Source organism: Pseudomonas sp. MWU12-2319 (assembly GCF_023242525.1).
Classification (GTDB): domain Bacteria; phylum Pseudomonadota; class Gammaproteobacteria; order Pseudomonadales; family Pseudomonadaceae; genus Aquipseudomonas; species Aquipseudomonas gingeri_D.
Map to the genome: position 1 here is coordinate 105618 of NZ_JALJES010000007.1, position 25786 is coordinate 131403.

Sequence of the window (25786 nt, forward strand, 5' to 3'; positions counted from 1 at the left end):
CTCTACCCTGCCGCCTCCACAGCATCAGGAGATCAAGCATGGGAACCCGATTAATCCCTTTCGCACACGGCAGTCGCCGCGCCGTTGACACCTGTGCGCTCTCGCTGAAGTGGAGTTTCCAGCTGCTGCTGGACCTGGGGGGACATCGCACCTTTATCAGCCGACACGGCCTCAATGATGAGGATCTGGCTCATGAACTCGGTCTGGCCAAATGGATAGACGACGACAATTACAGTCCCGCACTTGCTCTGGCGACACTGCGCAAAGGTGCTCGTAGCTTCAACGCCGACCCTCTGCATGCGCCCTACCCGGACAGCCTGGCGACCAATCTTGAGGCAATGGGTGAATTGTTGGGTTTAGTCGACGCAGAGCTTCAGGTGCTCGGTTTTTGCGTACTGATGCACACCGATCCGACACTCAGTGATGCGACAGATCAGCTGGGAATGCTGGGGCTCAACCGTGCAATAAAAGTGCTGTCCGTACTATTGGGTCTGCCCCTGCCGGAGGTCGAGGCTTGCCTGGCGCATAACAGCGCACTGATGCGCACCGGACTGCTGGAAATAAGCAATAACCACCGTTCCGTCATGGCGTTGAGTTCGATGTTGTCGGTTAGCAACCCGGATCTGCCTGGCCTCCTGCGCTTCAGCAAAGGCACGCCACTGGAGCTGTTCGCATATGCGTTCCGTTTGAGTCCACCCGGCAGCTTGAACTGGGGACATTACAGTCATGTCCGACAGCCACTGATGATCGCCGAGCGTTACCTGAGCAAATCCTTGGCCCAGGGGCGTCAAGGCGTGAACATTCTGCTGTATGGACCGCCCGGTACCGGCAAGACTCAACTCAGTCGTCTGATCGCTAAAAACCTCGGCAGTGCTCTGTACGAAGTCGCCTGCACTGACAGCTATGGTGACCCGGTGTCCGCCAAGCAACGCCTGTGCTCACTGCGGGCGGCCAACAGCGTGCTGCATTCTCAACGCGCCTTGCTCGTACTTGATGAGATCGAAGACATTTTTCAGACCGCCAGCGCAGACGCCGATAGTCGCTCGCAGAAAGGTTGGATCAATCGCATGCTGGAAGAAAATAAACTGCCGTGTTTCTGGCTGAGCAACAGCATAGAGGCTATCGACGCAGCCCATATCCGACGCTTCGATATGGTGATCGAGGTCCCCAACCCGCCACAGGCACAACGCAAGCGGATGCTGCGCGAGTGTGGCGGTGGCAAATTGAGCGATCAGCTGATCGAACATCTCAGCGCACACGAACGAATGACGCCTGCCGTGCTGGAGCGAGCAGTGCGCGTAGGACGCAGCGTGTCGCAGCGCGCCAGCAAGGCGTTGGATAACACTATTCGCTGCATCGTCGACGGCACGCTGAAAGCTCAAGGCTTCGAAAAACTTCAGCACACCGACAGCGCTTTGCCAACTTTCTATTCTACGGAGTGGATCAATGCAGACCTCCCATTGGACGGACTGGTTGACGGTTTGCGCTCTCATCCCCAGGCACGGTTGTGTTTCTACGGGCCACCGGGCACTGGCAAAACCGCATTTGGCCACTGGCTGGCGCAGGAGTTGGGCAAGCCGCTGATGGTCAAGCGAGTCTCCGACCTCGTATCCCCTTACGTGGGAATGACTGAGCAGAACCTGGCGGGCGCCTTCGAGCTCGCGCAACGAGAAGACGCTGTACTCCTGTTGGATGAGGTCGACAGTTTTTTGCAGGACCGGCGCAAGGCGCGGCAAAGCTGGGAGGTCACTGCGGTCAATGAAATGCTCACGCAAATGGATTGCTACCGAGGGCTGTTCATTGCCTCCACAAACCTGATCCTCGATCTGGATCAAGCCTCTCTGCGGCGCTTTGACCTTAAGGTTCATTTCGGCTACCTGGCAACCGCTCAGGCTCAGGCATTGTTTGCCGCCCATCTAAAAGCACTGGCGCTCAAGGACCCACAAAACAGTGCTGCGACTCGCTTGCGCAGTGAGGCATACCTGACTCCCGGCGATTTCGCAGCGGTCGCGCGTCGCGGGCGTTTCAAGCCATTCGCCAATGCTGAAGAGTTGGCAGGGGCACTGCTTGCCGAGTGCCGATTGAAGTCCATCGGACAGCAGCGCCCTATCGGTTTCATACATTAACCAAACTAAAGGTTGCCGGATTGTCGCCGATAGGCAGACAACCTGCTTATTCGCCAGCCAAAGGCCAGCTTCAACACTACAAGGATGATTCTCTTGCCTTCAGCCAAGACCCATAGCGCTTTGAGCCGTCAATGGGAGCTACTGCAACAGCTGCCCAAACGCCCCCCCGGTATCACAGTGAGTGAATTGCTGATCCGCCTGACCGCCGCTGGCTATTCCATCAGCCGACGCAGCATCGAGCGCGACCTGCGTGACCTGTCCCTGGTGTTTCCATTGCAGTGCAACGATGGTGGTACGCCCTTCGGTTGGTACTGGAAACCGGGCGTGAGCGTCGAGTTGCAGGGCATTACTCTGACTGAAGCCGTAAGTCTTGCGTTGGTCGAAGATGCAATCCGTCCACTGCTCCCGGGCAGCATGTTGAGCGTGCTGGAACCGCGCTTCGAGCATGCCCGGCAAAAACTCAAAGGCCTCGAAGACGGCAACCCCGCCGCGCGCTGGCCCGACAAAGTTGCGAGCGTTCGGGCGGATTTCAATCTTCGAGCTCCGGAAATCCAGGCAGAAACGTTGGAGGCACTGCAGCATGCCCTGATTAGCGAACAGCAAGTTCATTGTCAGTACTACTCGGCACACACCGACAAACTCAGTGTACTGACTCTCAACCCCCTGGCGATTGTCCAGCGTGGACTGATCACCTATCTCATCGCCACTGCCGCGCCGTATACCGATGTCCGTCAGTTCGCGGTGCATCGCTTTCGTGCGGTAACGGTGCTCGACACGCCATGCCAGGGGCTGGAGTCGTTCGAGCTACAAACCTACCTTGCCACCGATGCCCTGCAGTTCGGCAAACCCGAGAAAATCCGCTTCAAGGCTTGGGTGAGTGAACACCAGGCGCGGTTGATTCGAGAGACGCCACTGAGTAAAGACATGGCACTCGAAGCACTGTCGGACGGTTATCAGGTGCAGGCCACTGTCAACAATACGTGGCAATTGCACTGGTGGATTTTGTCGTTGGGCGATTCTTTGGTCGTGCAGGAACCGGCAGCACTGCGCCAACAGGTAGGCGATACATTGCGCCGCGCCGCTGCGGCGTATGAGCCAGAAATTTAGCTTGTTATAAGCAACCGACGCGACCGGCCTATTTTTTGGTCGAATGCTAAACAAGGTAGAAACACATGCTCACACCCTCCACGCTGACCGACATCGCCAGCAATCTGCGTGATCTGGCCAGCCACGTCGAACGCACACCTATCGATAGCCTCCATGACGTATGCATTCCTTTCAGTGAGATCCGCAGCGGCTATCCCGCTCAAGCTTTGGGAACTCTGAAGACCTGGTCCTCTTCCAAAGCGCGCTACATCTATCAGTTTTCAGTTGAAGGCGATGCATACAAAGAGCTCTACGGCGCATTTAAGGAAGCCAAGGAGACTCGGAAAAACGATCGGGCGTATTGCCGTCTCAATCCCGCGTCAGCACTGTTGTATGTTGGGAGCTCCTCCGACCTGGATTCGCGGATCAAACAACACCTGGGCTTCGGCAATAAAGGTACCTACGCCATGCAGCTCTGCCACTGGCTGCCAGAACACGAGGGAATGTTGCGCATTCAAGCCTGGCGATTCAGTAAAGAGATCGACGGTGCCGTCGTCCAGGCGATAGAAGATGGCTTGTGGGCCTCGAACAGACCCATGTTCGGCAGACAGGGCGCTCGTTAAGCAATTCGCTGACCGTTGACGGCGTCCGCTATTCGTTTGCCTGAGCAAGCAACCGCGGCAGTATTTCTGCCGCTTTGCCGACGAGACTGAACTCCCTTTCTCCATGGACCGATTCTCGCTGCAGGTTGACATGCACAACTACAGCGCCATGTTCCCTGGCGATCCGGGGAATTTCCGCCGCTGGCTGTACCAGCCCCGAAGTCCCCACCGAAAGCAGCAGATCGCAATCTCTGACAGCCGCCAACGCTACACGCCATGCCTGCTCCGGTAGCGACTCACCGAACCAGACCACGCCCGGCCGGACCTTGCCGTTACAATGTCGACAGCGTGGCGGTTCGATCCTGCGTCCGTCTTCATGATCATTCAACTGATCAGTGGTCCCCTCAAAAGGCCGGGCACACGCAAAACAGCGCGGCGAGTGGAGGCTGCCATGCAAATGAATCACTCCATGACAACCCGCACGCTCGTGCAGATCATCGACATTCTGAGTAATGACCGTCAGCCTGGTGACTAACCGAGCGAGTTCGGCAATAGCCAAATGGGCGAAGTTTGGTTTGGCGGCAAGGACCTTTGAGCGTCGCCATTCATACCATCCCCACACCAATGCCGGGTCGTTGCGAAATGCGTCGGCGGTCGCCAATACAGCTGGATCGAAACGCTCCCACAAGCCAGTCAAGGCGTCACGAAACGTCGGGATGCCACTCTCGGCAGAAACTCCCGCGCCAGTAAATACGACCACATGGGAAGCATCACGCAAACGCTGCCCCTGGAATTCGATCATGACTTCGTCCTATCTACGTAACCGGGCAAACCATTCAGCCAACGTACGATCAATCATCTTGGCCGGTTGCCGGGTCAACGCTTCGTTTCCACATTTCTCACATCGATCGCACCAATCCCCCGGTCCAAGGGCATCGCTAAGTGGCACGACCGTTTTCTTCCAGCCACATTTGCCACAGACAAATGTGAAGGGTCTTGGTCTTATGGGCATGTCATTACTCCTCTGTCACGCTCGCTTTACGCCACAGGCAGCAAGGCCTGCAGAATTTCCACCTTGCGCTGTAGCTGTTCCACATGAGCCTTTTCCGCTCGCAGCGCCGATCTGAGCTCGCAATTTTCCTCGGCATGCCAATTCGCGCGAGTTCGACGCTCCTGCGCAGTGACATGCCAATCGCTGAGTAAACGCCAGGTTTTGCCGCATCGCGTGTACAGCGCAACCAGCACTGAAAGGATCAGCCCCAGCATCGCCATCGAAGCCCAACTCTCAAAACCCATAGCATTTTTCTCCTGACGCAAACGCAGCTCCGGCAGCCAACCGGTACCAGTGCGTAGCCTTGGCAAAGTCTGGCGCCTGGCCATCCAGTCCTTTTTCATGCAAACGCCCCAACGCCTGCGCCGCACACGTGATGCCGCGCTCATAGGCCTGCTCGTAGTAACTGGTCGCAAGGTCCTGGTTAACGCACATGCCTCGGCCGTACCATGCTTGCTCGCCAAGATTGAATGCCGCCTCACCCGATCCCAACACATACGCGAGTTTGAACAACCGCCGAGCGAGGACGCTATCGAAAGGGACGCGACGACCGTTGATCCATAGCCAGCCAAGATCATTGAGCGCATCCGGGTCTGAGGCGAGCGCGTCATCGCGCAGCGAACGATACAGAATGCGCAGCAACGCGGGATCGACCATGGTGACCAGGGGGCTCGCGGCCTTGATCGTGAGGTAGGCAAGATTGCCGTCGACAGGCGCTTTCAACACTCTCAAGGACGGCATGCCAATGTCTGCATCCGCAACGCATGGCGACCGCGACTCGACAAACCGCATGCTCTCGGCATCGGGCAACAGGGCATCCAGAAACTGGAATACTTTTTCATCAGGGCTCATTCGGACAGCCTTCCGGTTGATCATTCGATAGGGCTCATTATCGAAATGACAACGACATTTTGTGTCGTACACGCATCACGACACATCCTGTCGCGGCTGATCACAACAATGAAGGCTCATCAATACAACCCAGAGCCAGCACTCATGAAAACCTACAGCGCCTTCATGCAACGCTCCATCGCCACTGCCGGTCCGCAAGCCAATTTCACCATCACCGTACAAGCAGTGAGCTCGGCCATGGCCAAGGTCACTGCCGAAGCCCAGTATCCCGGTTACAAGTGTTTCAACGCTCCCACTCAGGTTCGCTGACGTTTCTCCACCTGTGGATCCCTCCCCTCAACAAGTGATAGCTTATCGCCACACTGCGCGAGAATGCACTGGACTGAGTATCCCCGAATGCTCAAGCCTGAGCCAAATCCGCCGATACAGCCTCGATAACCAAGGCCAAGCGGACATCCTCCGCCCCAAGGAAACTCCTGGAATGGATTACCAGTCGCTCAAGACTCGCCACCACAACGAACGCAACGCCCACCACCCCAACCTCGCCTTACGTGTTCATCGAGCCCTGAGTTGGCTCAATCCTGGATAAGTCGCAAATATGGCGAGAACAGCGCCTTCGCTGACAAACGTCTCGACCACGACGCAATCCGTCGCACCTCGTTCGTACGGTAGCCGCCAGCCGCTAAATGTGTTTCGTCTTTAGGCCGTTACAACAACTCACCGATAGCGGTGTGTTGAACCCTCAACGTTCACAAGGAGCGTCAACGTGTCTGAAATGCTCATCACGTTCGGTATGCAACTCGATGGTCAACGGGCAACCCGGGCGAGCAATCAGCTGGGCGCTTTGACGGTCGGGCCACAGGGATTTCTGGATATTCTGGAAACCCAACTGGGCCTGACAGCACGCCAGCCTTGCGCGGCGCAGCGTACAGCGGCGTATCGGGATTGCCTGACACACTGCAACAACGCACAGCGTTTCTACAACGCCAGTTTTTCCGCTGATGAGCTGGGTGTGTCCGCTGCATTGCTGGCTTGGCGAGATGACTTGTATCTGTACGGTTGGGATGGGCGCGTGGAGGCAGATGCCAGCCAACGCCTGAAGGACCTTACCGAGGTAGAGATGAAAGCCCGCGAGGTAGTCGCGCCATCGATTGGGCAACGCCTGCACAATGTTGCCGCGGCTCTGGCTGTGCGGCGACCACCGATCAAGAATGTGCTGCTGGCTGACGATTGGGAGGTGTACCCACTTGGTTGGCAAGCGGTGCTGCATCAACTCCCACACGAGCGCCTTGAGGTGCCCGTGGGCACGGCGCAAGGCTTCCTAGGCCAGTTGCAGACGCAACTGCGCAAGAGCATTGCCGGTGAGCGCGTGACACCGATGCCGTGGCAAGAGGACGGCACGGTAAAGGTAGTTCAGGCACAGACTCGAGTGTTGGCGGCGAGCTGGTTGAGCCGCTCGCTGGATGAAAGCGTGCAGACCTTGCTGGTGGCCGGTGCCGAAGGCGGCTGCCTTGATGGTCATTTAGTCGGTGCAAACCAAGCTCGCCATGGCCTGAATGGCAGCAGCGATTTGCGGCCGGCCCTGCAGGTATTGCCTTTGGCAATGGAGTTGCTTTGGGCGCCACTGAATTACCCGGCGCTATTACAGTTTCTGACCCATCCGATATGCCCGATTCGGCTGTTTGCCCGTCGACAGTTGGCGACCAAGGTATCGAGTATGCCGGGTATTGTCGGAGCCGAATGGGAAGCAGTCCTGGAGCGCATCGCAGAACACTACGGTGCCGAAGCGTCTCGTGTTCGGACATCCATTGGCGACTGGCTCGAAGCTCCCACGTTCAGTGTTGATGAAGGCGCGCCGCTGAGCGAAGTGCTGCTGCGTGTCCAGCGCTTGCTGGCGTTCTTTCAACCGCGCCTGGGCCACGAAGAACCCGCACACAGCCTAGCTGCTCGGGCGGGTTATGCGCAGTGCGAAGCTGCTTTGGAAACACTAGAGACGCTTCAACTTCAAGGCGTCGAGCGGTTGCGTCCGCGGCAGTTGCAGCAGGTGATCGAACAGGCCACTGCGAGTGGCACGGATAATCCGTTACTGGCCGCCCAGGTCGGCGCTCATTCGACCGTTTCCCGCCCGGGGGCCGCCATTGAGAGCTCGGACACGGTGGTGTGGTGGAATCTGGCCATGCCGGCACTGCCTGCCATTTCGCCGTGGTCCAAGGCGGAACTGCTGCAACTCGCAAATGCAGGAGTGGCGCTGCCCGACGGTGGAACGCTGCTGGCTCAAGCGGCCCAAGACTGGCTACGGCCTTTGCTGGTCGCGAACCGCAATCTAATGCTGGTGCTGGCGCCACCGCACGAGGAAAGTCACCCACTTTGGCAGATGATCGAAGCGGTTGCTCAGCACCCAAAAGTACATGCGCTGGAGGACCTTTTGCTTGCGCCCGGCCTCCTATTTCAGCCACAACCGTCGACCCCCCTACCAGTGCGCAAACGCTGGTGGAAGCTGCCGGCAGACATGCCGCTGGCTCTGCCAGAAAAAGCCTCTTTCTCGAGCCTCAACCTGCTGCTGTTCAACCCTTACCAATGGCTGCTGCAATACGGAGCCAAGATTCAGGCATCCAAGAGTCTCAGTCTGAGCGACAGTTTTCTTCTGAACGGTTCGCTTGCCCACCGTTTAGCTGAACACTTTTTCAGCAGAACCGACGCGTTGACCATGGACGCGGCAGACTTCGCCACATGGTTCTCGATTCATTTCCCGCGCGTGGTGCGTGAAGAAGGGGCAGTGCTGTTGATGGAGGGGCGCGGTGCCGATCTGTCAACCCTGCGCCACCGAGTGTTGCGTGCAATGACCCAGCTGCGAGCGCACTTGGCCAATGCCAATGTCCGCGTCGTAACCGCAGAGCAGGCGTTGGACGGGCATTTCGCTGGAGGCGCTCTGGCGGGTTCTGCCGACCTGGTACTGACCACAGAAACCGGGCATCGAGCCATCGTCGACATGAAGTGGGCCGGCGGCAAAAAATACCCCGAACAACTCAAGGCGAACCGCCATTTGCAACTGGCGATTTATGCCGAGTTGCTGCGTCAGGAGACCGGTTCGTTGCCGTCCGTGGCGTATTTCATTCTGGAGTCCGCCCGCCTGCTGACACCGGATGACCGCGTATTTGCCGATTCTGAGCGGGTGCCCGCCAATCCACCAAGCACCACGCCGGAGCTCTGGCTGAGTTTTACCGAGGCCTGGAAATGGCGTCAGGCGCAAATCACTGCGGGCCTCTTTGAAGTGGCACTGGAAAGCATTGAAGACGACGAGGCTTCGACACCGCCCGAGAAAGCGATGCCAATGGAATACCTCAAGGAAGCCTACAACGACTACCTGGCCCTGGCCGGATGGGAGCAATGACAATGCCTAAGAACGCGCACATCACTTTTATCAGCGCAGGCGCCGGCAGCGGAAAAACTCACCGGCTCACAGAGATTCTGCACCAGGAATTGCTCAGTCAGCAGGTCCAACCTGCAGGCATTATTGCCACCACCTTCACACGAAAAGCGGCGGCCGAACTTCGCGAGCGAGTACGCAGCCATTTGCTCAAAAAAGGTGAGATTGGCTTGGCGACCTCTATGGGGCAGGCCCGGATAGGCACCGTCAACAGCGTTTGCGGCCAATTGCTTGAGCGCTTCGCATTTGAAGCAGGCATGCCACCACAACAACGAGTCCTGGAAGAGAATCAGGCGAAAGTGCTGCTCAATCAGGCAGTAGATCGGGTCCTGCATGGTGAAAGCATGGACACCTTCCTTGCCATCGCACGCCGTCTTGGCCTGGAGGTCACCCATCAACAGGGCGACTATGCGAGCAACAACTGGCTCGATGAACTGCGCAGACTGTTGGATCAATTACGCACCAACGACATCGACCTCGATCTGGCCCGTGGCTTTGCTGTCCGCAATGCCGAGGACATGCTTGAGCATTTCCCCACTGCGACCAAAACCGACTTGAGTGGTGAGCTCCTAGGCATTATTCCCGATGCGCTCGCTCAACTGGTCGCCGCTGAAAGCGACAAAAAAGTAACGGCTGACTATGTATCCCTACTCATGGATTTCCACCGTGAGTTGCTGCAAGGCAACGCGCGCTGGAGTGCCTGGGCAAAGTTGGCCAAATCGGCCCCGGAAGCCAAGCTCAAGCATTTGGTTGCAAGCCTGACCGAAACGGTCGAGCGCTACGCCGAACACACGGACTTGCATCGCGATATCACGGTGTATCTGGAACAAGTGTTCACCTTGGCCATCGACGCATTGCACGTGTACGGCCAGAGCAAACTTGAGCTCGGCGTGCTGGACTTTGCCGACCAGGAACATGCATTGCTGAAACTGCTAGACAACCCCGCCGTGATTCAGGTGCTGGAGCAAGAACTTGATCTGGTCATGGTTGACGAGTTCCAGGACACCAGCCCGATGCAGTTGGCGGTCTTCCTGAAGCTTTCTCGCTTTGCCAAACGGGTTTACTGGGTAGGCGATATCAAGCAAGCCATCTATGGCTTCCGTGGCAGCGACTGTGCATTGATGCAGGCCATCCTGAACGCCTTGCCCGAACTGGGTGGTGAGAAACAGGTGTTGCCCAACTCGTGGCGCTCACGACCGGAGTTGGTCGAACTGGCCAACGAAGTATTCAGTCAGGCGTTCGCCAACAGCTTGCCGCCCGATGAAGTCCGGCTTTTACCCACCCGCGAGGATCAATTGCCCGGGCCCGCATTCGCCAACTGGCTACTCGATGGTAGCAACGCCGAGCAGCAGGTGAGTGCGTTGGCTGAAGGGATTGGCCAACTGGTTAACAGTCGGCATCAGATACTCGATAAAGCCACCAAAGAAATCCGTGACGTCCGGCTGGGCGATATCACCGTACTTTGCTACTCCCACAGCAACGTCGCCAAAGTGACCGCCGCCCTCGCTGCAGCGGGAATGCCCTGCTCCACTGCGCAGCCCGGCTTGCTGGCTACCGCAGAAGCAACCCTGGCGCTGGCGTGCTTGCGTCGCTTGAATGATCCCTTCGATACTCTGGCTACCGCGCAGATTGTTTCTCTGGCTGAGGCAGAAGAGCCGGAGAGCTGGGTTGCGGAGCGCCTGCGTTATTTGCATGCGGGTCATCCAAAAGCGCTGTGGCGCGAGCAAGACGTCGACGATTATCGGGCACACCCCTTGGTTGCGGCAGTGGCGCGGCTGCGCGCGGACCTTCCATTGCTGACGCCTGTGGAAGCGTTGCAGCGCTTAATCGCTGAGTGTGACTTACCCTCGCGCGTCACGAGTTGGTCGACCTCGCCGGCACAGGCTCAAAAGCGCATAGCCAACCTCGACGCAATAATCGACTTGGCACAGCAATATGAGGACCTATGCCGAAATGGGCTAGGGGCTGCATCTATCTCCGGGCTGGTGCTCTGGTTGGGCGAAACGGCCAGCGCCAACAATGATGCATTGGCCACACCGGCGTTGGACGCCGTTCAGGTGATGACCCATCATGCCAGCAAAGGTCTGGAATGGCCGGTTGTCATCCTGATGGATTTGGCTCGCGATATTGGCGACCGTCTATGGTCCGTTTCTTCGCGCTCCAATAGCGCGTTCGATCCGCACAAACCATTGCACGACCGCTTCATCCGCTACTGGCCTTGGCCTCTAGGCAAACAGCAGAAGGTCCCGCTGGCCGAGAAGTTCGAGCAGACCAGCCTGGCCCAAACGTGCCGAGAGGAAGCTGTTGAAGAAGCAAAACGCCTGCTCTACGTGAGCATGACCCGCGCCCGCGATCTGCTGGTGATTGCACGTTCCGGCAGAAAAACAACCGGGCAGTGGCTCGACTGCGTCCAGGCTCCGTGGCTGATGACAACCCCAGGCGAGCAGGTCCTACGTTTACCTAACGGAAAAACGCTGCCGGCCAACTGTCAAACACTTACCGCCGGCCATACGCCAGAACCTATCCCAGTTGCCATGCAAAATCTGCATTGGTTTGCACCACTGGTAGTTGCCGAGCCCCGCATGCAACTGAGCTTTCAACCGTCCAGTAGCGTCATCCGATCGATGACAGGCGCCGGCGAAAAATGCCAAATCGGCACCCGCATTGCCTTGCAGGGCATCCCGGAAATGAGTGCATTGGGGACCGCGATTCACGCCAGTCTGTGCCTCTCGTTCACCGATCCAAGCCGGCCCGTCGTCCTGGACGAAGTGCAGCGCCTGCTGCTGAACCATGAAGTACATGAGCATGTGAGCGCCAGCCAGGTCATCAATCAGCTATCTGCCTTGCATGCCTGGATCGAGTCCCGGTGGCCGCAGGCTAAAGCCATGGCCGAGTACCCGGTGCAACAGTTGCTCACCTCGGGGCAGGTACTGAATGGACGGATTGACCTGTTGTTGGATACGAAAGATGGCTGGGTACTGATTGACCACAAATCCAATCCATCTCCCGAGGCGCAGTGGGAGCGGCTGGCCCAAGAACATGCCGGCCAACTCGACGCGTATGCCCAAGCGATTGAGGCGGCATCTGGTCGGCCGGTGAAAGAGGCGTGGATCTTCCTGCCTACGGCTGCGGGTGCCGTTCGGGTTTTCTAACCATAAGTGTGTTTGCGTACTTGCGTTAACGATCAATCACGGCGGCCGGGTTTCCTTCAGACCGCCTATCTCTCTAAGGAAAAATGCATGACGTTGTATGAGTCAATCTTGTTGGAAGTACGCAATGGCGCACTAAGCAACCCCTTTGAAGTTCAGGAACTGACCTCAGAGCGTCGCCAGGTGATGAACAAGGAGCTGGTTGAAAAGTACCGGATAGGTTTCGAGTTCTTCAAGAAGTCAGCGATTGGTACAACCATCGCCAACAATGCCAGTGACGAGAAGACCGGTGCAGACGGCCACAGTGTCAGCAATGGCACCAAGGCTCAATACCTTCGGGTAAAGTCCGGCGTATACAAGGTACTGGAGCCTGCCCAGTAACTACCGGACAGTGCTTCAAATCCGCAACTAGCTGAGCAATCGCATCAGTTTCGCCACGGCCACTTCCCAGGCCGTGGCTTGCTCCATGCGTAAAGGAATGACACCGCATGAATCGAATGTTCGTCAGCCCATGGCTGTCCGTTTCACCGCAAGGCCCCGTGACCTGCGCCCATCCCCACAACAATGACCATATCCACCTGCGTCAAGGTGAAATGGATGGTGCCTGCGGACCCTACTGCGCCGTGATGACACTGATTACGCTCGGGGTTATGTCTCGCGAGCAGGCGCTGACGCTCGACAAGTTCGACGGCCGTACTCGTCTTGGACGCTTCCGCGACAACTTAATGGCCTTTGGTGCGCTTGTGACAGAAGGCACCGACGATCTTGAAGTGAGTTGGCTGGTCGAGTTGTTCAAGAGAGCCGGGGTGGTAACCGAAGTATTGGACGTAGCCCCGCGCCGCAAAACCACTATCGGCAACCTCGCCGAAGCGGTCGATCATCGAAAGATCCCCATAGTGGGTGTTCAATGGGAAGGCGGACAGTCGGGACACTGGCTTCTCGTCATCGGCTACCAAGGCTTTCAGGTCGATGATGAGGATGAGCTGCAGATCACTCATTTACTCTGCCTCGACCCCACCAGCGAAGCGCCGAAAGTGTCCCTCTGGAACGCGGTGATCGAAGTGTTCACCGAGGAGGGTGAGGCGGTAAACAACGGCCGCTATTACTGCCGGCATTGGGGCCCATCCGATCCGCCCACTGCGTGCCGTATCGAGGAAAGCGTGGTGGTTGGACTAGATCACAAAGCCGAAGCCAATTACTTTTTTTGATCTTACAGGGATAACCCCATAGCTCGTAAGTTACAAGGGTGATGGCACCTGTCCATCATCCCTGTACTTTGTTCAAGCTGAATTGACCCCTTCCAAATTAAGTAATGGCAGCACAACCTCAAGCCCCGCACCCTGCGTTTCTCTCAATCAGCCCAAGCGAGCCCTACCTATGACGATCAAACAGGCAAACGAGATAGCCGCTGCTTACGAAAAGCAATACGACCAGTTCATGGTGCAGCACGATTTCTTGAAAACGATATTCGGCCGAACGCCATTAGGCGACGATCTGGATGTGCTGGTGGATAAGGTCACGGATGCGCGGATGCTGAATATCACTGCAGGGTGGTTATCGGATTGGAGCACAAAATTCGATCGCCACGAATACTTCGTCGCATGTATCAAGCAGGATTACCGAGGGCGGCTCGTGAGAAGCCTAGCGGATATACCTGACGACCTAAAGGAGGAGTTCTCCGATGACGAAGCCGAGTTCAAGACGTTTATGGCCGAAGAGCGCGAGATGTGTCGTTCCGCCTACGATGATATGACCAGCTTACGATCCGACGCAGAGGAAGAGCTGACGGCTCAGGATTACTTCGACACGATCGGCTCACAGCCGAGCGAATATAAGCTCGGCCGCTACGAAAAAAGGTGCCTGTTACCGCTGTTGGAGAATCTGGAAACCCTCTGGAATAAGCACAAAGCATCGGCGTTTGGCTTGATGTGCATGGCGAGCCATCTGAGTAATACGGATTACGATCCCAGCCTGACCCAGGCTTTGATGTTCGATTGAGGCGGTGCACTTGCAGTCCTGAACCACGGCACTCAAGTTCGCAAACTGGCTTGTGGCGTACCTTTGTCGATTACATGCGCCGGTACCGGTATCACCAAGGTTGGGCGCCTATTCTCGGAATCGACACTACACTTCGCACATTAGCGCCTGATACCGGCAGAGCAAACCGCGCATCCGCGGGTCCATCACTCACTGGAGCTGTAGATGTTCTGAACTGCCCCCGTCGCTATGGGCTATCGCCGACGAAGGAGCGAAGACTGCGGAAGCTTGCGCGAGAACAAATAGAAGGAGCATGCCACTTCGCTCCCAACCCCTGCCGCAACCTAACACGCGAGATGCTCTACACCGCTCTGACACGCCAGAGGGACAAGATCATAATCCTGCATCAAGGCGACTTCAGAGACTTAATGCACTTCAGCCAAGAGTGCGGATTCCACGCCATCCGGACACTCAGCCCACCAACATCCGGACACTCGTTCCACGCTCATTCGGACAGGCAGTCGGAGCGCGGCGACGCAGGTTTGCATTCTTAGTCTGAAGTCGATGTTGCCGTCAATTTCGTTGCGCGTCTGCGCATCGATTCGCCTTTCAGTTCGATTCGATAAGCGTTATGCACCAGCCGGTCGAGGATCGCATCGCCCAAGGTCGGATCGCCGATCAGCGCATGCCATTTGTCCACTGGCATCTGGCTGGTGACCAGCGTCGAGCGGTTGCCGTAGCGGTCATCCAGCAGTTCAAGCATGTCGCGACGTTGCGCTGCGGCAAACGGCGCCAAGCCCCAGTCGTCCAGGATCAGTAGGTCGGTCTTGGCATACCCCGCCATTAGTTTGGCGAAGCGTCCATCGCCATGGGCCAGGCCCAGCTCCTCCATCAGGCGCGGCAGACGCAGGTAACGGACGCTGTAGCCGTCCCGGCAGGCCTTGTGGGCCAGTGCGCAAGCGAGCCAGGTTTTGCCCACCCCGGTGGGGCCGCCGATGATCAGGTTCAGGCCATCACGCAGCCATTAGCCGCTGCCCAGTTGCAAGATCAGGGACTTGTCCAAGCCGCGCAGGCTGCGGTAGTCGATGTCTTCCAGACAAGCGTTATGACGCAGTCGCGCGGCTTTGAGTCGAGTGCTCAGGCGGGCGTCTTCGCGCTCGGTCAGCTCGCGGTCGACCATCAGGCCGAGTCGTTCATCGAAGCTCAGGTCGTTGATATCGGGCGTTGCATGTTGCTCGCCGAGCGCCTTGATCATCCCGTGCAGTCGTAGGGTTTGCTGCTTGTCGAGTGTCGGATTGGGCAACATGTTCGTGCTCCTTTTTCAGTCAGTGGTAGTAGCCGGGGCCGCGCAGGTTGATGTGCTCGTCGGGCAGCAGCGGCAGGTTTTGCTGGGCCAGCGGCAGTCGTTCCAGCCCTTGGCGCAGAATCGATTCGAGGCTTTTGTAGCTGCATGCGCCCAGCGCCAGCGCACGCTGGCAAGCGGCTTCCAGCCGCTCTTCGCCGTGCTGTTTGCTCAGCCGCAGGATGCCCAGGCAGGCGCGGAAGCCGTGCTGCGGATGGATTCGGCGTTCGAGGATGTAGGCGATGACGCCAGCGGTGTTGGGCCCGGTCTGCTCCGCCCAGCGGATCAGCCGTTGTGGTGTCCACTCGGCGTGTTCGCGGTGGCTCTTGGGCATGTGCTCGGTCTGAGTGGTGTGCCGACCTTTGTGCGGCGAGCGCAGATGGCTGGCCACACGCTGGTTGGCATGGAAGCACTCGACAGTCTGCGCGGTCAGGCGCACTTCGAGTTGATGCTTCACCAGTTGGTACGGCACCGAATAGTAATGGCCGTCGACCTCGACGTGGTAGTCGATGTGTACCCGCACCTTTTTCCATTCGGCATAGACGTATGGGTGCTCCGGCAGCGCTTGCAACGCCGGTTGGTCGAGGGTCTCGAAGGCTGACCGGCGTGAGCCGGGCAGCTTTTTGAAGGGCTTGTGATTGAGGCGATCCAGCAGCAGTCCGATGGCTATGTTGAGTTCGCCCAACGAGAAGAACTGGCGGTTGCGCAGCACCGCCAGGATCCAGCGCTCGACCACTTGGACGCCGACCTCAACCTTGGCTTTATCCCGAGGCTTGCGGGAGCGAGCAGGCAATACGGCTACGCCGTAATGCTCGGCCAGGTCGCGGTAACTGGGGTTGATATCAGGTTCGTAACGGTGAGCCTTGGTAACGCCGCTGCGAAGGTTGTCGGGCACCAGGATCTGCGAGGTACCGCCGAGAAAAGCGAAGCAGCGCACATGCGAGCCCAGCCAATCAGGCAACTTCTGCGACCAGGTGGCTTCGGCGAAGGTATAGCTGGAGGCGCCGAGGACGGCGACGAAGATCTGTGTCTGGCGGATCTCTCCGCTCTGCCGGTCGATGACCGGCACGGTTTGGCCTGCGTAGTCGACGAACAGCTTCTCGCCGGCGCGGTGCTCCTGGCGCATGACCACGTCGACCTTGGCAGCCCAGAGGCGGTAGTGCTCGCAGAACCAGCTTTACTGGAAGCCTTGCGGGTTAGCGAGTCGATACTCTTGCCAAAGCAGGGCCAGAGTGACGCCGGGGCGGCGCAAACTCGGTGTGGACATGAGCCCAGTCCGGTGTCGGACGTTGATCGCTGGGTGCAGGCACTGTCGGCGGAAAAAGGCACCGATTCAGTTCAGCATCGGAGAGATTGATGGGCCATTTGAGGCCGCTAGCAGCGAAGCGACAAAGGTAATCTCCCGCACTCGAATGGCCGATACACAAGCTTTTCGCAATCTTGCGCACGGACAGGCCGACGTCGAACTTTAGGCGCAGTACCTCTCGTATTTTACGCATGGATATACGCTCCACGACGACCTCTTCGCTTCGAGAAAAGAGGCCGATGGTAGTGAATAATCCTGCGTTGCTGCCTGCCTGAAAGTGTCCGGATGGCCGTGGAATCGGTGTCCGGATGCTCGCGGAATGAGTGTCCGGATCAGCGTGGAATCAGTGTCCGGATGTTGGTGGAATGGGTGTCCGGATGGTCCCAAAAACCAGCCAGTCACACGCCTATGCAATCCGAGGAGATTCATTCCCATCCGGATGACTACGGCAAACGGACTGCCTTTGATCGACGATCATTATCAGGCACTGATACAATTAGCGATTAAGTCGTCATAGGAACTATGAGCCATGGAGAGCTGCATCGTCGGTATCAGACACCCCGCGGGCTCACTACCAAAGCTAAATGAGACACCGAGCATCTGGTTCCCTTCTCTTGCCTCCTTGGCCGCCGTACTGTCGGACGACAACCGCCGCTTGCTGCGACTGATCCATGACAAGCAACCTAAATCCCTGACGGTGCTGGCCGAACTCAGCGGTCGAAAGGTGCCGAATCTGTCACGTACTCTTCGCTTAATGGCGGATTACGGTTTGGTTTCGTTACAACGCAACGTCCGGGATGTCCAGCCTACAGCGCTGGCGACCGAATTTTTGGTCGTGCTGGATTGATGGTCACGGGTGAGGGAAACCTACCGATAAGCCAGGATGGGCAAAATGCTCAATGAGAAATCACTGCACTCAGTACTGGGCAAAACGACTGAGTGGGGAGAGTTTGTCAAGAGCTTCGAAACACTCGATAGCCGCCAAGCAACTGAACCAAATTTAGCCGCAAGTATTACGGGCCAAAGGTCCTTTTATCTCCCAGGAGGATAGTAGGCATGTCGAAATCCGAAGCACAGACACGTGCCGATATGATCGACCAGCAGCTCGCCCAGTCAGGATGGAATGTCAAAGACCTCACGCAGGTCGTCGAAGAATTCGACATTTTGACCGCCTTGCCTGAAGGTCTGGCCCAACTACATTCCCCATACAATGGCCATCAGTTCAGTGATTACGTCTTGTTGGGTAAAGACCGCAAGCCCTTGGCGGTAATCGAGGCAAAAAAATCCAGCCTGGATGCTGCCATAGGCCGTGAACAAGCCAAACAATATTGCTACAACATCCAGAAGCAACTGGGTGGTGAGCTGCCGTTCTGCTTCTATACCAATGGCCACTCGATCTACTTCTGGGATCTTGAGAACGCCCCGCCGCGCAAGGTCATCGGCTTTCCTACCCGGGACGATCTTGAGCGCTTCTCCTATATCCGCCGCAACCGCAAACCGCTGACGCAAGAGTTTATCAACACTTCGATTGCCGGTCGTGACTACCAGATACGCGCTATTCGTTCGGTACTTGAAGGCATTGAACAGAAAAAGCGTGACTTCCTGCTAGTGATGGCCACCGGCACAGGTAAAACTCGAACCTGCATTGCCTTGATCGATACGCTGATGCGCTCTGGCCATGCCGAGAAGGTGTTATTCCTCGTTGACCGCATCGCCCTACGCGAGCAAGCACTGTCGGCGTTCAAAGAGCACATGCCCAACGAGCCGCGCTGGCCCAAGGTGGGCGAAATGCTCATTGCCAAAGACCGCCGCGTGTACGTTGCTACCTACCCTACGATGCTCAACATCATTCGAGACCAGGCACAGCACCTGTCGCCGCACTTCTTTGATTTCATCGTCGTCGATGAGAGCCACCGCTCCATCTACAACACCTTCGGCGAAGTGCTCAACTACTTCAAAACTATCACCCTAGGGTTAACAGCCACGCCGACCGATATCATCGATCACAACACCTTCCAGCTTTTCCATTGCGAAGACGGCCTGCCGACCTTTGCCTATACCTTCGAGGAGGCCGTCAACAACGTGCCGCCTTACCTCTGCAACTTCCAGGTTATGAAGATACAGACCAAGTTCCAAATGGAAGGTATCAGCAAGCGCACCATTTCGCTTGAAGACCAGAAAAAACTGATCCTGCAAGGCAAGGAGGTTGAAGAAATCAACTTTGAAGGCTCGCAGCTCGAAAAGCAGGTGATCAACAAGGGCACCAACACCCTGATCGTTCGTGAGTTCATGGAAGAGGCCATTAAGGACGCTAACGGCGTGCTACCCGGGAAGACTATCTTCTTCTGCGCCACCAAGGCACACGCCCGACGGATCGAAGAAATTTTCGACAGGCTCTATCCGCAGTACCACGGTGAACTGGCCAAGGTGCTGGTGTCCGACGACCCGCGCGTTTATGGCAAAGGCGGTCTGCTCGACCAATTCACCAACAACGACATGCCTCGCATCGCCATCAGCGTGGACATGCTCGATACTGGCATCGATGTACGCGAGATTGTCAACCTCGTCTTCGCCAAACCGGTGTATTCCTATACCAAGTTCTGGCAAATGGTGGGACGAGGTACGCGCTTGCTGGAAATCAGCAAACCCAAGCCCTGGTGCCCCGAGAAAGACGTGTTCCTGATCCTCGATTGCTGGGACAACTTCGAATACTTCAAGCTCAACCCCAAGGGCAAAGAACTCAAACCACAGTTGCCGCTCCCCGTGCGGTTGGTTGGCCTGCGGCTCGACAAAATCGAGAAAGCCAATGACAGTGACCATGCTGATACAGCCGCACGCGAAATCGCCAAGCTCCGACTGCAAATTACCACGCTACCCCAAGCATCCGTCGTCATCAAAGAAGCTGCCGCTACACTGGCACGGCTGGAAGAGGAAAATTTCTGGATTAGTCTCAACCACGACCGGCTAGAGTTCCTACGCACCGAAATCAAACCGCTGTTCCGTACCGTCTCCGAGGCCGACTTCAAGGCCATGCGTTTCGAGCGCGACATGCTGGAGTACTCGCTGGCCGTGCTCAACGAAGACAAGGCACAAGCCGAAACGATCAAGACAGGTATTGCTGAACAGATCAGCGAACTTCCACTGTCAATTAGCTTTGTTAAACAGGAAGAAACACTGATCCGCGCCTCGCAAACCAGCCACTACTGGGCCAAAGCCGATGAAGACGCCTTCGATGACATGGTGGCCAAGCTAGGTCCACTAATGAAATTCCGCGAGCAAAGCAGTGGCCAGGAGCAAACGCATCTAGATCTGGCCGACGAGCTGTACAAGAAGGAATGGGTGGAGTTCGGCCCGCAGCACGAAGCTGTGAGCATCACCCGCTATCGAGAAATGGTCGAGGCCTTGATTGTCGAGCTGACTGAGCACAACCCTGTGCTGCAAAAAATCAAAAACGGTGAGATGGTCCGTGCCGATGAGACCAACGAACTGGCCGAGCTACTGCATGAAGAGCATCCGCACATCACTGAAGACCTGCTGCGTCAGGTTTACAAGAACCGCAAAGCCCGCTTCATCCAGTTCATTCGGCACATTCTAGGCATTGAAGTGCTTAAAAGTTTCCCGGACGAAGTCAGCGCGGCGTTTGATCAGTTCATTCGCGCCCACACCACTCTTAGCAGCCGCCAACTGGAGTTCCTCAACTTATTGAATAACTTCATTGTCGAGCGTGAAAAGGTGGAAAAGAGAGATCTGATTAGCGCGCCCTTCACGGTCATTCACCCGCAAGGCATCCGTGGCGTGTTCAGCCCGGCCGAAATCAACGAAATCCTGCGGCTGACCGAACGGTTGGCCGCCTAAAGCACAGGCAATCCCATGCTGCAAAACAACCCCGAACTCAAAGGCAAGATCGACCAGCTCTGGAATAAATTCTGGAGCGGCGGTATCAGCAACCCGCTCACCGCCATCGAGCAGATTACCTACCTGCTGTTCATGAAGCGACTGGATGAACTGGACCTGAAAAAACAGGCCGATGCCGAATGGACGGGCGAGCACTATGCCTCCAAATTTGAAGGCAGCTGGACTCCACCTGAGGAACGTAACTGGCCCGCGACGGAACAACGCCCCATCGACAAACACTCGCTGCGCTGGAGCGAATTCAAGCACAAGCCAGCCGAAGAGATGCTGCCACACGTGCAGAGCAAGGTATTCCCATTTCTAAAGGACCTGAACGGCACCGAGTCCAATTTCACCCACCACATGAAGAATGCTGTTTTCATCATCCCCAAAGCGGCCCTGCTGGTGGAAGCGGTGAAAACTATCGACGAAATCTTCGAGATCATGGAGAAAGATTCACGGGAGAAGGGCCAGGCTTTCCAGGATATCCAGGGTGATGTCTATGAAATGCTGCTCTCAGAAATCGCTACCGCTGGTAAGAACGGTCAATTCCGTACTCCGCGCCACATCATCAAGCTGATGGCTGAGCTGGTGCAGCCGCAACTGGGCCACAAAGTTGCCGACCCGGCCTGTGGCTCGGGCGGCTTCCTGCTCGGCGCTTACCAACACATCGTCACCCAGCTCGCCGTCAAAGCGGGGACAAAAGACCTAACACCCGATGAAGACGGCTTCGTCCGCAGCTCGGTCGCCGCCGCACTCACCGAAAAGGCCCAGACCATCCTTCAAGAGTCTCTCTGGGGTTACGACATCGACAGCACAATGGTGCGACTGGGGTTGATGAACTTGATGATGCACGGCATTGACGAGCCGCACATCGACTATAAGGACACGCTTTCCAAAAGTTACAACCAAGAAGCCGAATACGACATCGTCCTGGCCAACCCGCCCTTCACCGGCAGCATCGACAAGGGCGATATCAACGAAAACCTGCAACTGGCCACAACCAAGACCGAGTTGTTGTTTGTCGAAAACATTTATCGCCTGCTCAAGAAAGGCGGTACCGCCTGTGTGATCGTACCGCAGGGGGTGGTTTTTGGCTCTGGCGGAGCATTCAAAACACTGCGCCAGTTACTGGTCGAGCGTTGCGACCTGAAAGCCGTGATCACGCTGCCCAGCGGAGTGTTCAGACCCTACGCCGGAGTTAGTACCGCAATTCTGTTGTTCACCAAAGTGTGGGGCCCGAAAGACAAGATAACCCAGCCGGCTACCGAGAACGTCTGGTTTTACGAGATGACCGCCGACGGCTACAGCTTGGACGACAAGCGAAGCAAGCAGGAAGGCTATGGCGACTTGCAAGACATCATTGCCAAGTACCGCACCCGCGATGCTGCAACCGACACCGACCGTACGGCGAAGTGCTTCATGGTGCCGCGTACCGAGATTGCTGATGAAAAAAACACTTATGATCTCTCGCTGTCCCGCTATAAAAAGGATGTGTTCGAGGAGGTGCACTACGATGCACCAAGCGCGATTCTGGATCGGCTGATTCAGATTGAAGTGGGCGATGTGAATGAGGCAGAACTGTCCAAGGTGCAAAGTGGCATTGTGCGCGAGTTGTTGGAACTGAAGGGGATGGTTGAATGAGTTCCTTCAAAACACTTCGAGACATCATCACATTCAAAGGCGGCGGTACACCATCAAAAGCAATAGACGAGTACTGGAATGGCGAAATACCATGGGCAACTGTTAAAGACTTTACTTCTACAGCGCTCAAGTCCACACAAGACGCTATTACGGAGGCAGGTCTAAAAAATAGTTCTGCGAATTTGATTGCCCGCGGACACGTGATCATTCCAACCCGAATGGCGCTCGGCAAAGCTGCCATCAATGAAATTGATCTCGCAATCAATCAAGACTTACGGGCCCTAATCCCTAGGATTCCTCTGGATGCAAACTATTTGTTGCACGCCGTCTTATCACTAAAGCAAGCTATCGTACGCAAGGGGACAGGAGCTACCGTCAAAGGCATAACTCAGGACGAGCTATACAACCTCGAAATCTTCGTTCCACCCATCGACGACCAAATCCGTATTGCCCACCTGCTCGGCAAAGTGGAAAGCCTGGTCGAGCAGCGCAAACGACACCTGCAACAGCTCAACGACCTGCTCAACAGCGTATTTATAGAGATGTTTGGTGACATCAGAGCGAAGAAATCTAGTCACCCATGGGCAGCATTAAGGCCATATCTCAAGGCAAACAGCGGAAAATCCAGTAAGAACGTAATTTCAGACGATGCGACGGGTATCCCAATATTTGGTGGAAATGGCATAAATGGTTGGGCAACTGAGGCGCTATACGAGACTCCTGCCGTTATTGCGGGGCGAGTCGGGCAGCAATGTGGAGTTATTCATATATCAAAGGGACCGTGCTGGGTAACAGATAATGCGATTGTTCTTAGCATCGAGGACAATGACGTGCTCAACATAGTTTATTTGGCAAAAGCTTTTCATTATGCGCCAATAAGAGAACGAGTAAAGCAGTTAGATCTTCCATTCATTAATCAGTCAATGCTACTGGACTATCCCCTTCCTTTACCTCCACTGGAGCTTCAGAATCAATTCGCTTCCATTGTTGAGAAAGTGGAAAGTATCAAGATAGGCTACCAACAAAGCCTTGCTGATTTAGAAGCTCTTTATAGCGCGCTGAGCCATCAGGCGTTCAAGGGCGATCTTGATTTATCGCGCGTGCCCTTGCCTGGCATAGAACTCAAGGAAGAAAAAGCCGTGGTAACAGACTCCGTGCAAGCTCGCCCCGATGAAAACTTTGCCCTCAACCTGCCTGAAATCGACAATGTGCTCGGTGCTCTAAAGAGCGCCGAGGAGCGAAAGGCATTGATCGCCCAATGGCTGGAAGCCTATCGCGGCCAAATGGGCACCACGCCGTTTTCGGTGCAACGCTTTATGTCGGCTGCGCAAACTCGCCTAGCGGAACTGTGCCCTGACAATGATTTCGAGCTGGGAGCCAATGACTACGAGTACATTAAGGCTTGGGTTTTCGAGTCGATCGGTTCGGGCACACTGACACAGGAGTTTGATGATACCGGCAACCACGTCCAGCTCAAGGCTACGCAAGTATGAAGCTGTTGCGCCTCCAGATTAGCGACCCGGCAGGTTTTCGCAGCCTGCCCTGTGGTTTTGAGCATCACTTTCGCAGTGAATGGAGCTTGCAGGATGAACTAGCCCAGGCCGAAGAGTTTGCGCCCTTCGTTTGCGCGGGGCCCAATGGCAGCGGTAAATCCAACCTGCTTGAAGCACTGGCTGAGATCTTTTTTCAGCTCGAAATCTTGCGTGTGCGCCGGAGCTTTCTACCGGAGGTATTGCAGAACGCCGATCAAAATCTCTTGCCTGTGGCGTTTGAGTTGGAGTACCTGATTCGAATACCGACTGAATATATCCAACCCGATGGCCCAGCGTGGGCCAAGGTGAGGGTGTGGAAAAATCCCGGTGAGTCTGTGCGCCTCCAGTGGGAGAACCAAAGCGACTTCGACACGGATGCTTACGAAGCATTCAAAGGTGGCCACGCCGACATCCTATTGCCCCAATACGTGCTGGGTTACTCCTCGGGTGAGAACGAAATTCTTAGCTTGCCATTCTTCAAGCTAGGCTTCGTTCAATTCGATGAATACTGGAACGCGTTAACCAAGCAGCTGAGCTATCCCGGACACCCGGAAACGCGGCTGGCCTACCTCGACAACAGCTTCAGCCAGGCCATCCTACTGTGCAATTTGCTCTTTCAAGACGACGCGACGCTGCAACCCTTCCGCAAGGATGTCGGCATCGACACGCTACGACAATTCCGCGTCATCCTGCAACGCAGCATTCCAATTAACCCCGCTCAGCTTGAAGCTTTTGACGAAGCTAGTGATGATCAACAAAAAGAGCGAGCAAACAGAATTCGTGCGGAGAAACCCAACACAACGGATTCTGAGCGTCAGGATTTGATTCGTCACGAGATTGTCAAAAATAACGCTGCGCTGCGCGTCGAAACGGATGACCGAGGTTCGAACCGTTACCGATTAAATCTGATGCAACTGCTAGAAGGTGATGAAAAGTCTTCGCTGGCGGTAAGCGCGCTGAAGCGCTGCGCCACATTGCACTACGTGGATGAGACCACTGACACACTGGTTCTCGATTACTGGGTGAATGACGCTACCAAAGAGGCGTTCCGCAAAAATTTCGATGGTTCTCCGCTGGCCCTGTTCCAGGCTTTTCAGGTCTTGCTTACACTCAATCTGTATGCCGTGAGCGATGAGATCAAGGCTGATCTATACCGCTCCACCAGCCACTATGCCAGCGAAACTGTGCCGACGCTGGCGTCTGACGAACGTGTTATGCGCTTCAAAAATTTCTACTTCACAAAGCAGGGCGTGGCCAAGCCGATGTTGCTCAAGGAATTGTCGGACGGCGAGCATCAGTTGTTGCATAGCCTTGGCCTATGCCTACTGTTCCGCAACACCAACAGTCTTTTTCTGCTGGATGAGCCAGAAACCCATTTCAACCCGGCATGGCGAGCGAGTTTCATCAGCCGCTTGCGCAACTGCTTGCAAGGACAGGCTGGAGCCAGCCAGGAGATGCTGATCACCACGCACTCGCCTTTTCTGATCTCGGACAGCAAGCCGGACAAAGTGCTGGTGTTCGACAAGAACGCGGACACCGGAGCCGTGAGCATTGCCCACCCCGAGTACAACACGCTGGGCGCATCGATCAACAAGATCACTATGACGACCTTCGGAAAGCACGAAACCATTGGTGGTCATGCCCAAGGCTTGCTTGAGGGGTTACGGACACGCTTTGAGCGAGGCGAAGATGTTTCGACGCTGATTGTCGAACTGGATCGTGAACTGGGCGACTCGGTGGAAAAGGTGCTACTGGTCAATACCATGCTCGACCGCGTCCAGCAAGACTGAGGGGTACATAG

16 protein-coding genes and 3 pseudogenes are annotated in these 25786 nt (G+C 56.1%); 14 read left to right on the forward strand and 5 right to left on the reverse strand.

What is annotated here, in order from left to right; all coding sequences use genetic code 11:
- The first annotated feature begins 38 nt into the window (after nt 1-38).
- The 3 genes from M5C01_RS13705 (at nt 39) to M5C01_RS13715 (ending at nt 3835) form a co-directional block, all read left to right on the forward strand.
- Nucleotides 39-2126 (forward strand): ATP-binding protein, encoded by a 2088-nt coding sequence (locus tag M5C01_RS13705; RefSeq protein WP_152739938.1) that lies wholly within the window; start codon nt 39-41, stop codon nt 2124-2126.
- 93 nt (nt 2127-2219) lie between these two features.
- Entirely contained in the window at nt 2220-3233 is a 1014-nt protein-coding gene (locus M5C01_RS13710) for a WYL domain-containing protein (protein ID WP_178129882.1), read from the forward strand.
- A gap of 65 nt (nt 3234-3298) precedes the next feature.
- The gene (locus tag M5C01_RS13715) at nt 3299-3835 is read left to right on the forward strand and encodes a GIY-YIG nuclease family protein (protein WP_152739936.1); all 537 of its coding nucleotides are present in this window, start codon (nt 3299-3301) and stop codon (nt 3833-3835) included.
- A 28-nt stretch (nt 3836-3863) separates the two neighbouring features.
- Here the strand turns inward: M5C01_RS13715 and M5C01_RS13720 are convergent, their stop codons facing one another.
- From M5C01_RS13720 to M5C01_RS13730, 3 genes are all read right to left on the reverse strand, one after another.
- A complete protein-coding gene (locus tag M5C01_RS13720) occupies nt 3864-4616 on the reverse strand; it encodes an NAD-dependent deacylase (RefSeq protein ID WP_152739935.1) in 753 nt (250 codons plus the stop codon).
- Between the two features lie 236 nt (nt 4617-4852).
- A complete protein-coding gene (locus tag M5C01_RS13725) occupies nt 4853-5110 on the reverse strand; it encodes a hypothetical protein (RefSeq protein WP_055137468.1) in 258 nt (85 codons plus the stop codon).
- The gene (locus M5C01_RS13730; protein ID WP_152739934.1) at nt 5100-5717 is read right to left on the reverse strand and encodes a sel1 repeat family protein; all 618 of its coding nucleotides are present in this window, start codon (nt 5715-5717) and stop codon (nt 5100-5102) included. The genes M5C01_RS13725 and M5C01_RS13730 overlap by 11 nt, the downstream gene beginning before the upstream one ends.
- 144 nt (nt 5718-5861) lie before the next feature.
- On the opposite strand from M5C01_RS13730, the gene M5C01_RS13735 reads away from it, so the two are divergent.
- From M5C01_RS13735 to M5C01_RS13760, 6 genes are all read left to right on the forward strand, one after another.
- Complete coding sequence (locus M5C01_RS13735; protein ID WP_165933340.1) at nt 5862-6026, forward strand: hypothetical protein; 165 nt, start codon at nt 5862-5864, stop codon at nt 6024-6026.
- A gap of 466 nt (nt 6027-6492) precedes the next feature.
- Entirely contained in the window at nt 6493-9108 is a 2616-nt protein-coding gene (locus M5C01_RS13740; RefSeq protein ID WP_152739986.1) for a PD-(D/E)XK nuclease family protein, read from the forward strand.
- 2 nt (nt 9109-9110) lie between these two features.
- The gene (locus M5C01_RS13745; protein ID WP_152739933.1) at nt 9111-12296 is read left to right on the forward strand and encodes a UvrD-helicase domain-containing protein; all 3186 of its coding nucleotides are present in this window, start codon (nt 9111-9113) and stop codon (nt 12294-12296) included.
- Nucleotides 12297-12383: 87 nt separating this feature from the next.
- Nucleotides 12384-12674, forward strand: a complete 291-nt coding sequence (locus M5C01_RS13750; RefSeq protein ID WP_152739932.1) for a hypothetical protein — start codon at nt 12384-12386, stop codon at nt 12672-12674.
- A gap of 107 nt (nt 12675-12781) precedes the next feature.
- Nucleotides 12782-13501, forward strand: a complete 720-nt coding sequence (locus tag M5C01_RS13755) for a hypothetical protein (RefSeq protein ID WP_152739931.1) — start codon at nt 12782-12784, stop codon at nt 13499-13501.
- A gap of 169 nt (nt 13502-13670) precedes the next feature.
- Complete coding sequence (locus M5C01_RS13760) at nt 13671-14291, forward strand: hypothetical protein (protein ID WP_152739930.1); 621 nt, start codon at nt 13671-13673, stop codon at nt 14289-14291.
- Nucleotides 14292-14820: 529 nt separating this feature from the next.
- On the opposite strand, the pseudogene istB reads toward M5C01_RS13760, so the two are convergent.
- Nucleotides 14821-15576, reverse strand: a pseudogene (gene istB, locus M5C01_RS13765) (IS21-like element ISPre4 family helper ATPase IstB).
- A 19-nt stretch (nt 15577-15595) separates the two neighbouring features.
- Nucleotides 15596-17111, reverse strand: a pseudogene (istA, locus tag M5C01_RS13770) (IS21 family transposase).
- Between the two features lie 270 nt (nt 17112-17381).
- Here istA and M5C01_RS13775 point away from each other — a divergent pair.
- The 5 genes and pseudogenes from M5C01_RS13775 (at nt 17382) to M5C01_RS13795 (ending at nt 25775) form a co-directional block, all read left to right on the forward strand.
- Nucleotides 17382-17765: pseudogene (locus M5C01_RS13775) on the forward strand (helix-turn-helix domain-containing protein).
- A 209-nt stretch (nt 17766-17974) separates the two neighbouring features.
- On the forward strand, nt 17975-20773 hold the full coding sequence (locus tag M5C01_RS13780; protein ID WP_152739927.1) for a DEAD/DEAH box helicase family protein: 2799 nt from the start codon (nt 17975-17977) through the stop codon (nt 20771-20773).
- Between the two features lie 15 nt (nt 20774-20788).
- Entirely contained in the window at nt 20789-22453 is a 1665-nt protein-coding gene (locus tag M5C01_RS13785; protein ID WP_152739926.1) for a class I SAM-dependent DNA methyltransferase, read from the forward strand.
- The gene (locus M5C01_RS13790; RefSeq protein ID WP_178129876.1) at nt 22450-23946 is read left to right on the forward strand and encodes a restriction endonuclease subunit S; all 1497 of its coding nucleotides are present in this window, start codon (nt 22450-22452) and stop codon (nt 23944-23946) included. The genes M5C01_RS13785 and M5C01_RS13790 overlap by 4 nt, the downstream gene beginning before the upstream one ends.
- A complete protein-coding gene (locus M5C01_RS13795) occupies nt 23943-25775 on the forward strand; it encodes a restriction system-associated AAA family ATPase (RefSeq protein ID WP_152739925.1) in 1833 nt (610 codons plus the stop codon). Before M5C01_RS13790 ends, M5C01_RS13795 begins: the two co-directional genes overlap by 4 nt.
- The last annotated feature ends 11 nt before the right edge of the window (nt 25776-25786 follow it).

Excerpts from the sequence above, each read along its gene's own strand:
- M5C01_RS13795 (WP_152739925.1), top strand. The coding sequence starts at position 23,943 with ATGAAGCTGTTGCGCCTCCAGATTAGCGACCCGGCAGGTTTTCGCAGC.
- M5C01_RS13780 (WP_152739927.1), top strand. The coding sequence starts at position 17,975 with ATGTCGAAATCCGAAGCACAGACACGTGCCGATATGATCGACCAGCAG.
- M5C01_RS13735 (WP_165933340.1), top strand. The coding sequence starts at position 5,862 with ATGAAAACCTACAGCGCCTTCATGCAACGCTCCATCGCCACTGCCGGT.
- M5C01_RS13730 (WP_152739934.1), bottom strand. The coding sequence starts at position 5,717 with ATGAGCCCTGATGAAAAAGTATTCCAGTTTCTGGATGCCCTGTTGCCC.
- M5C01_RS13725 (WP_055137468.1), bottom strand. The coding sequence starts at position 5,110 with ATGGGTTTTGAGAGTTGGGCTTCGATGGCGATGCTGGGGCTGATCCTT.
- M5C01_RS13705 (WP_152739938.1), top strand. The coding sequence starts at position 39 with ATGGGAACCCGATTAATCCCTTTCGCACACGGCAGTCGCCGCGCCGTT.
- M5C01_RS13715 (WP_152739936.1), top strand. The coding sequence starts at position 3,299 with ATGCTCACACCCTCCACGCTGACCGACATCGCCAGCAATCTGCGTGAT.
- M5C01_RS13750 (WP_152739932.1), top strand. The coding sequence starts at position 12,384 with ATGACGTTGTATGAGTCAATCTTGTTGGAAGTACGCAATGGCGCACTA.
- M5C01_RS13755 (WP_152739931.1), top strand. The coding sequence starts at position 12,782 with ATGAATCGAATGTTCGTCAGCCCATGGCTGTCCGTTTCACCGCAAGGC.
- M5C01_RS13790 (WP_178129876.1), top strand. The coding sequence starts at position 22,450 with ATGAGTTCCTTCAAAACACTTCGAGACATCATCACATTCAAAGGCGGC.
- M5C01_RS13720 (WP_152739935.1), bottom strand. The coding sequence starts at position 4,616 with ATGATCGAATTCCAGGGGCAGCGTTTGCGTGATGCTTCCCATGTGGTC.
- M5C01_RS13740 (WP_152739986.1), top strand. The coding sequence starts at position 6,493 with ATGCTCATCACGTTCGGTATGCAACTCGATGGTCAACGGGCAACCCGG.
- M5C01_RS13760 (WP_152739930.1), top strand. The coding sequence starts at position 13,671 with ATGACGATCAAACAGGCAAACGAGATAGCCGCTGCTTACGAAAAGCAA.
- M5C01_RS13745 (WP_152739933.1), top strand. The coding sequence starts at position 9,111 with ATGCCTAAGAACGCGCACATCACTTTTATCAGCGCAGGCGCCGGCAGC.
- M5C01_RS13785 (WP_152739926.1), top strand. The coding sequence starts at position 20,789 with ATGCTGCAAAACAACCCCGAACTCAAAGGCAAGATCGACCAGCTCTGG.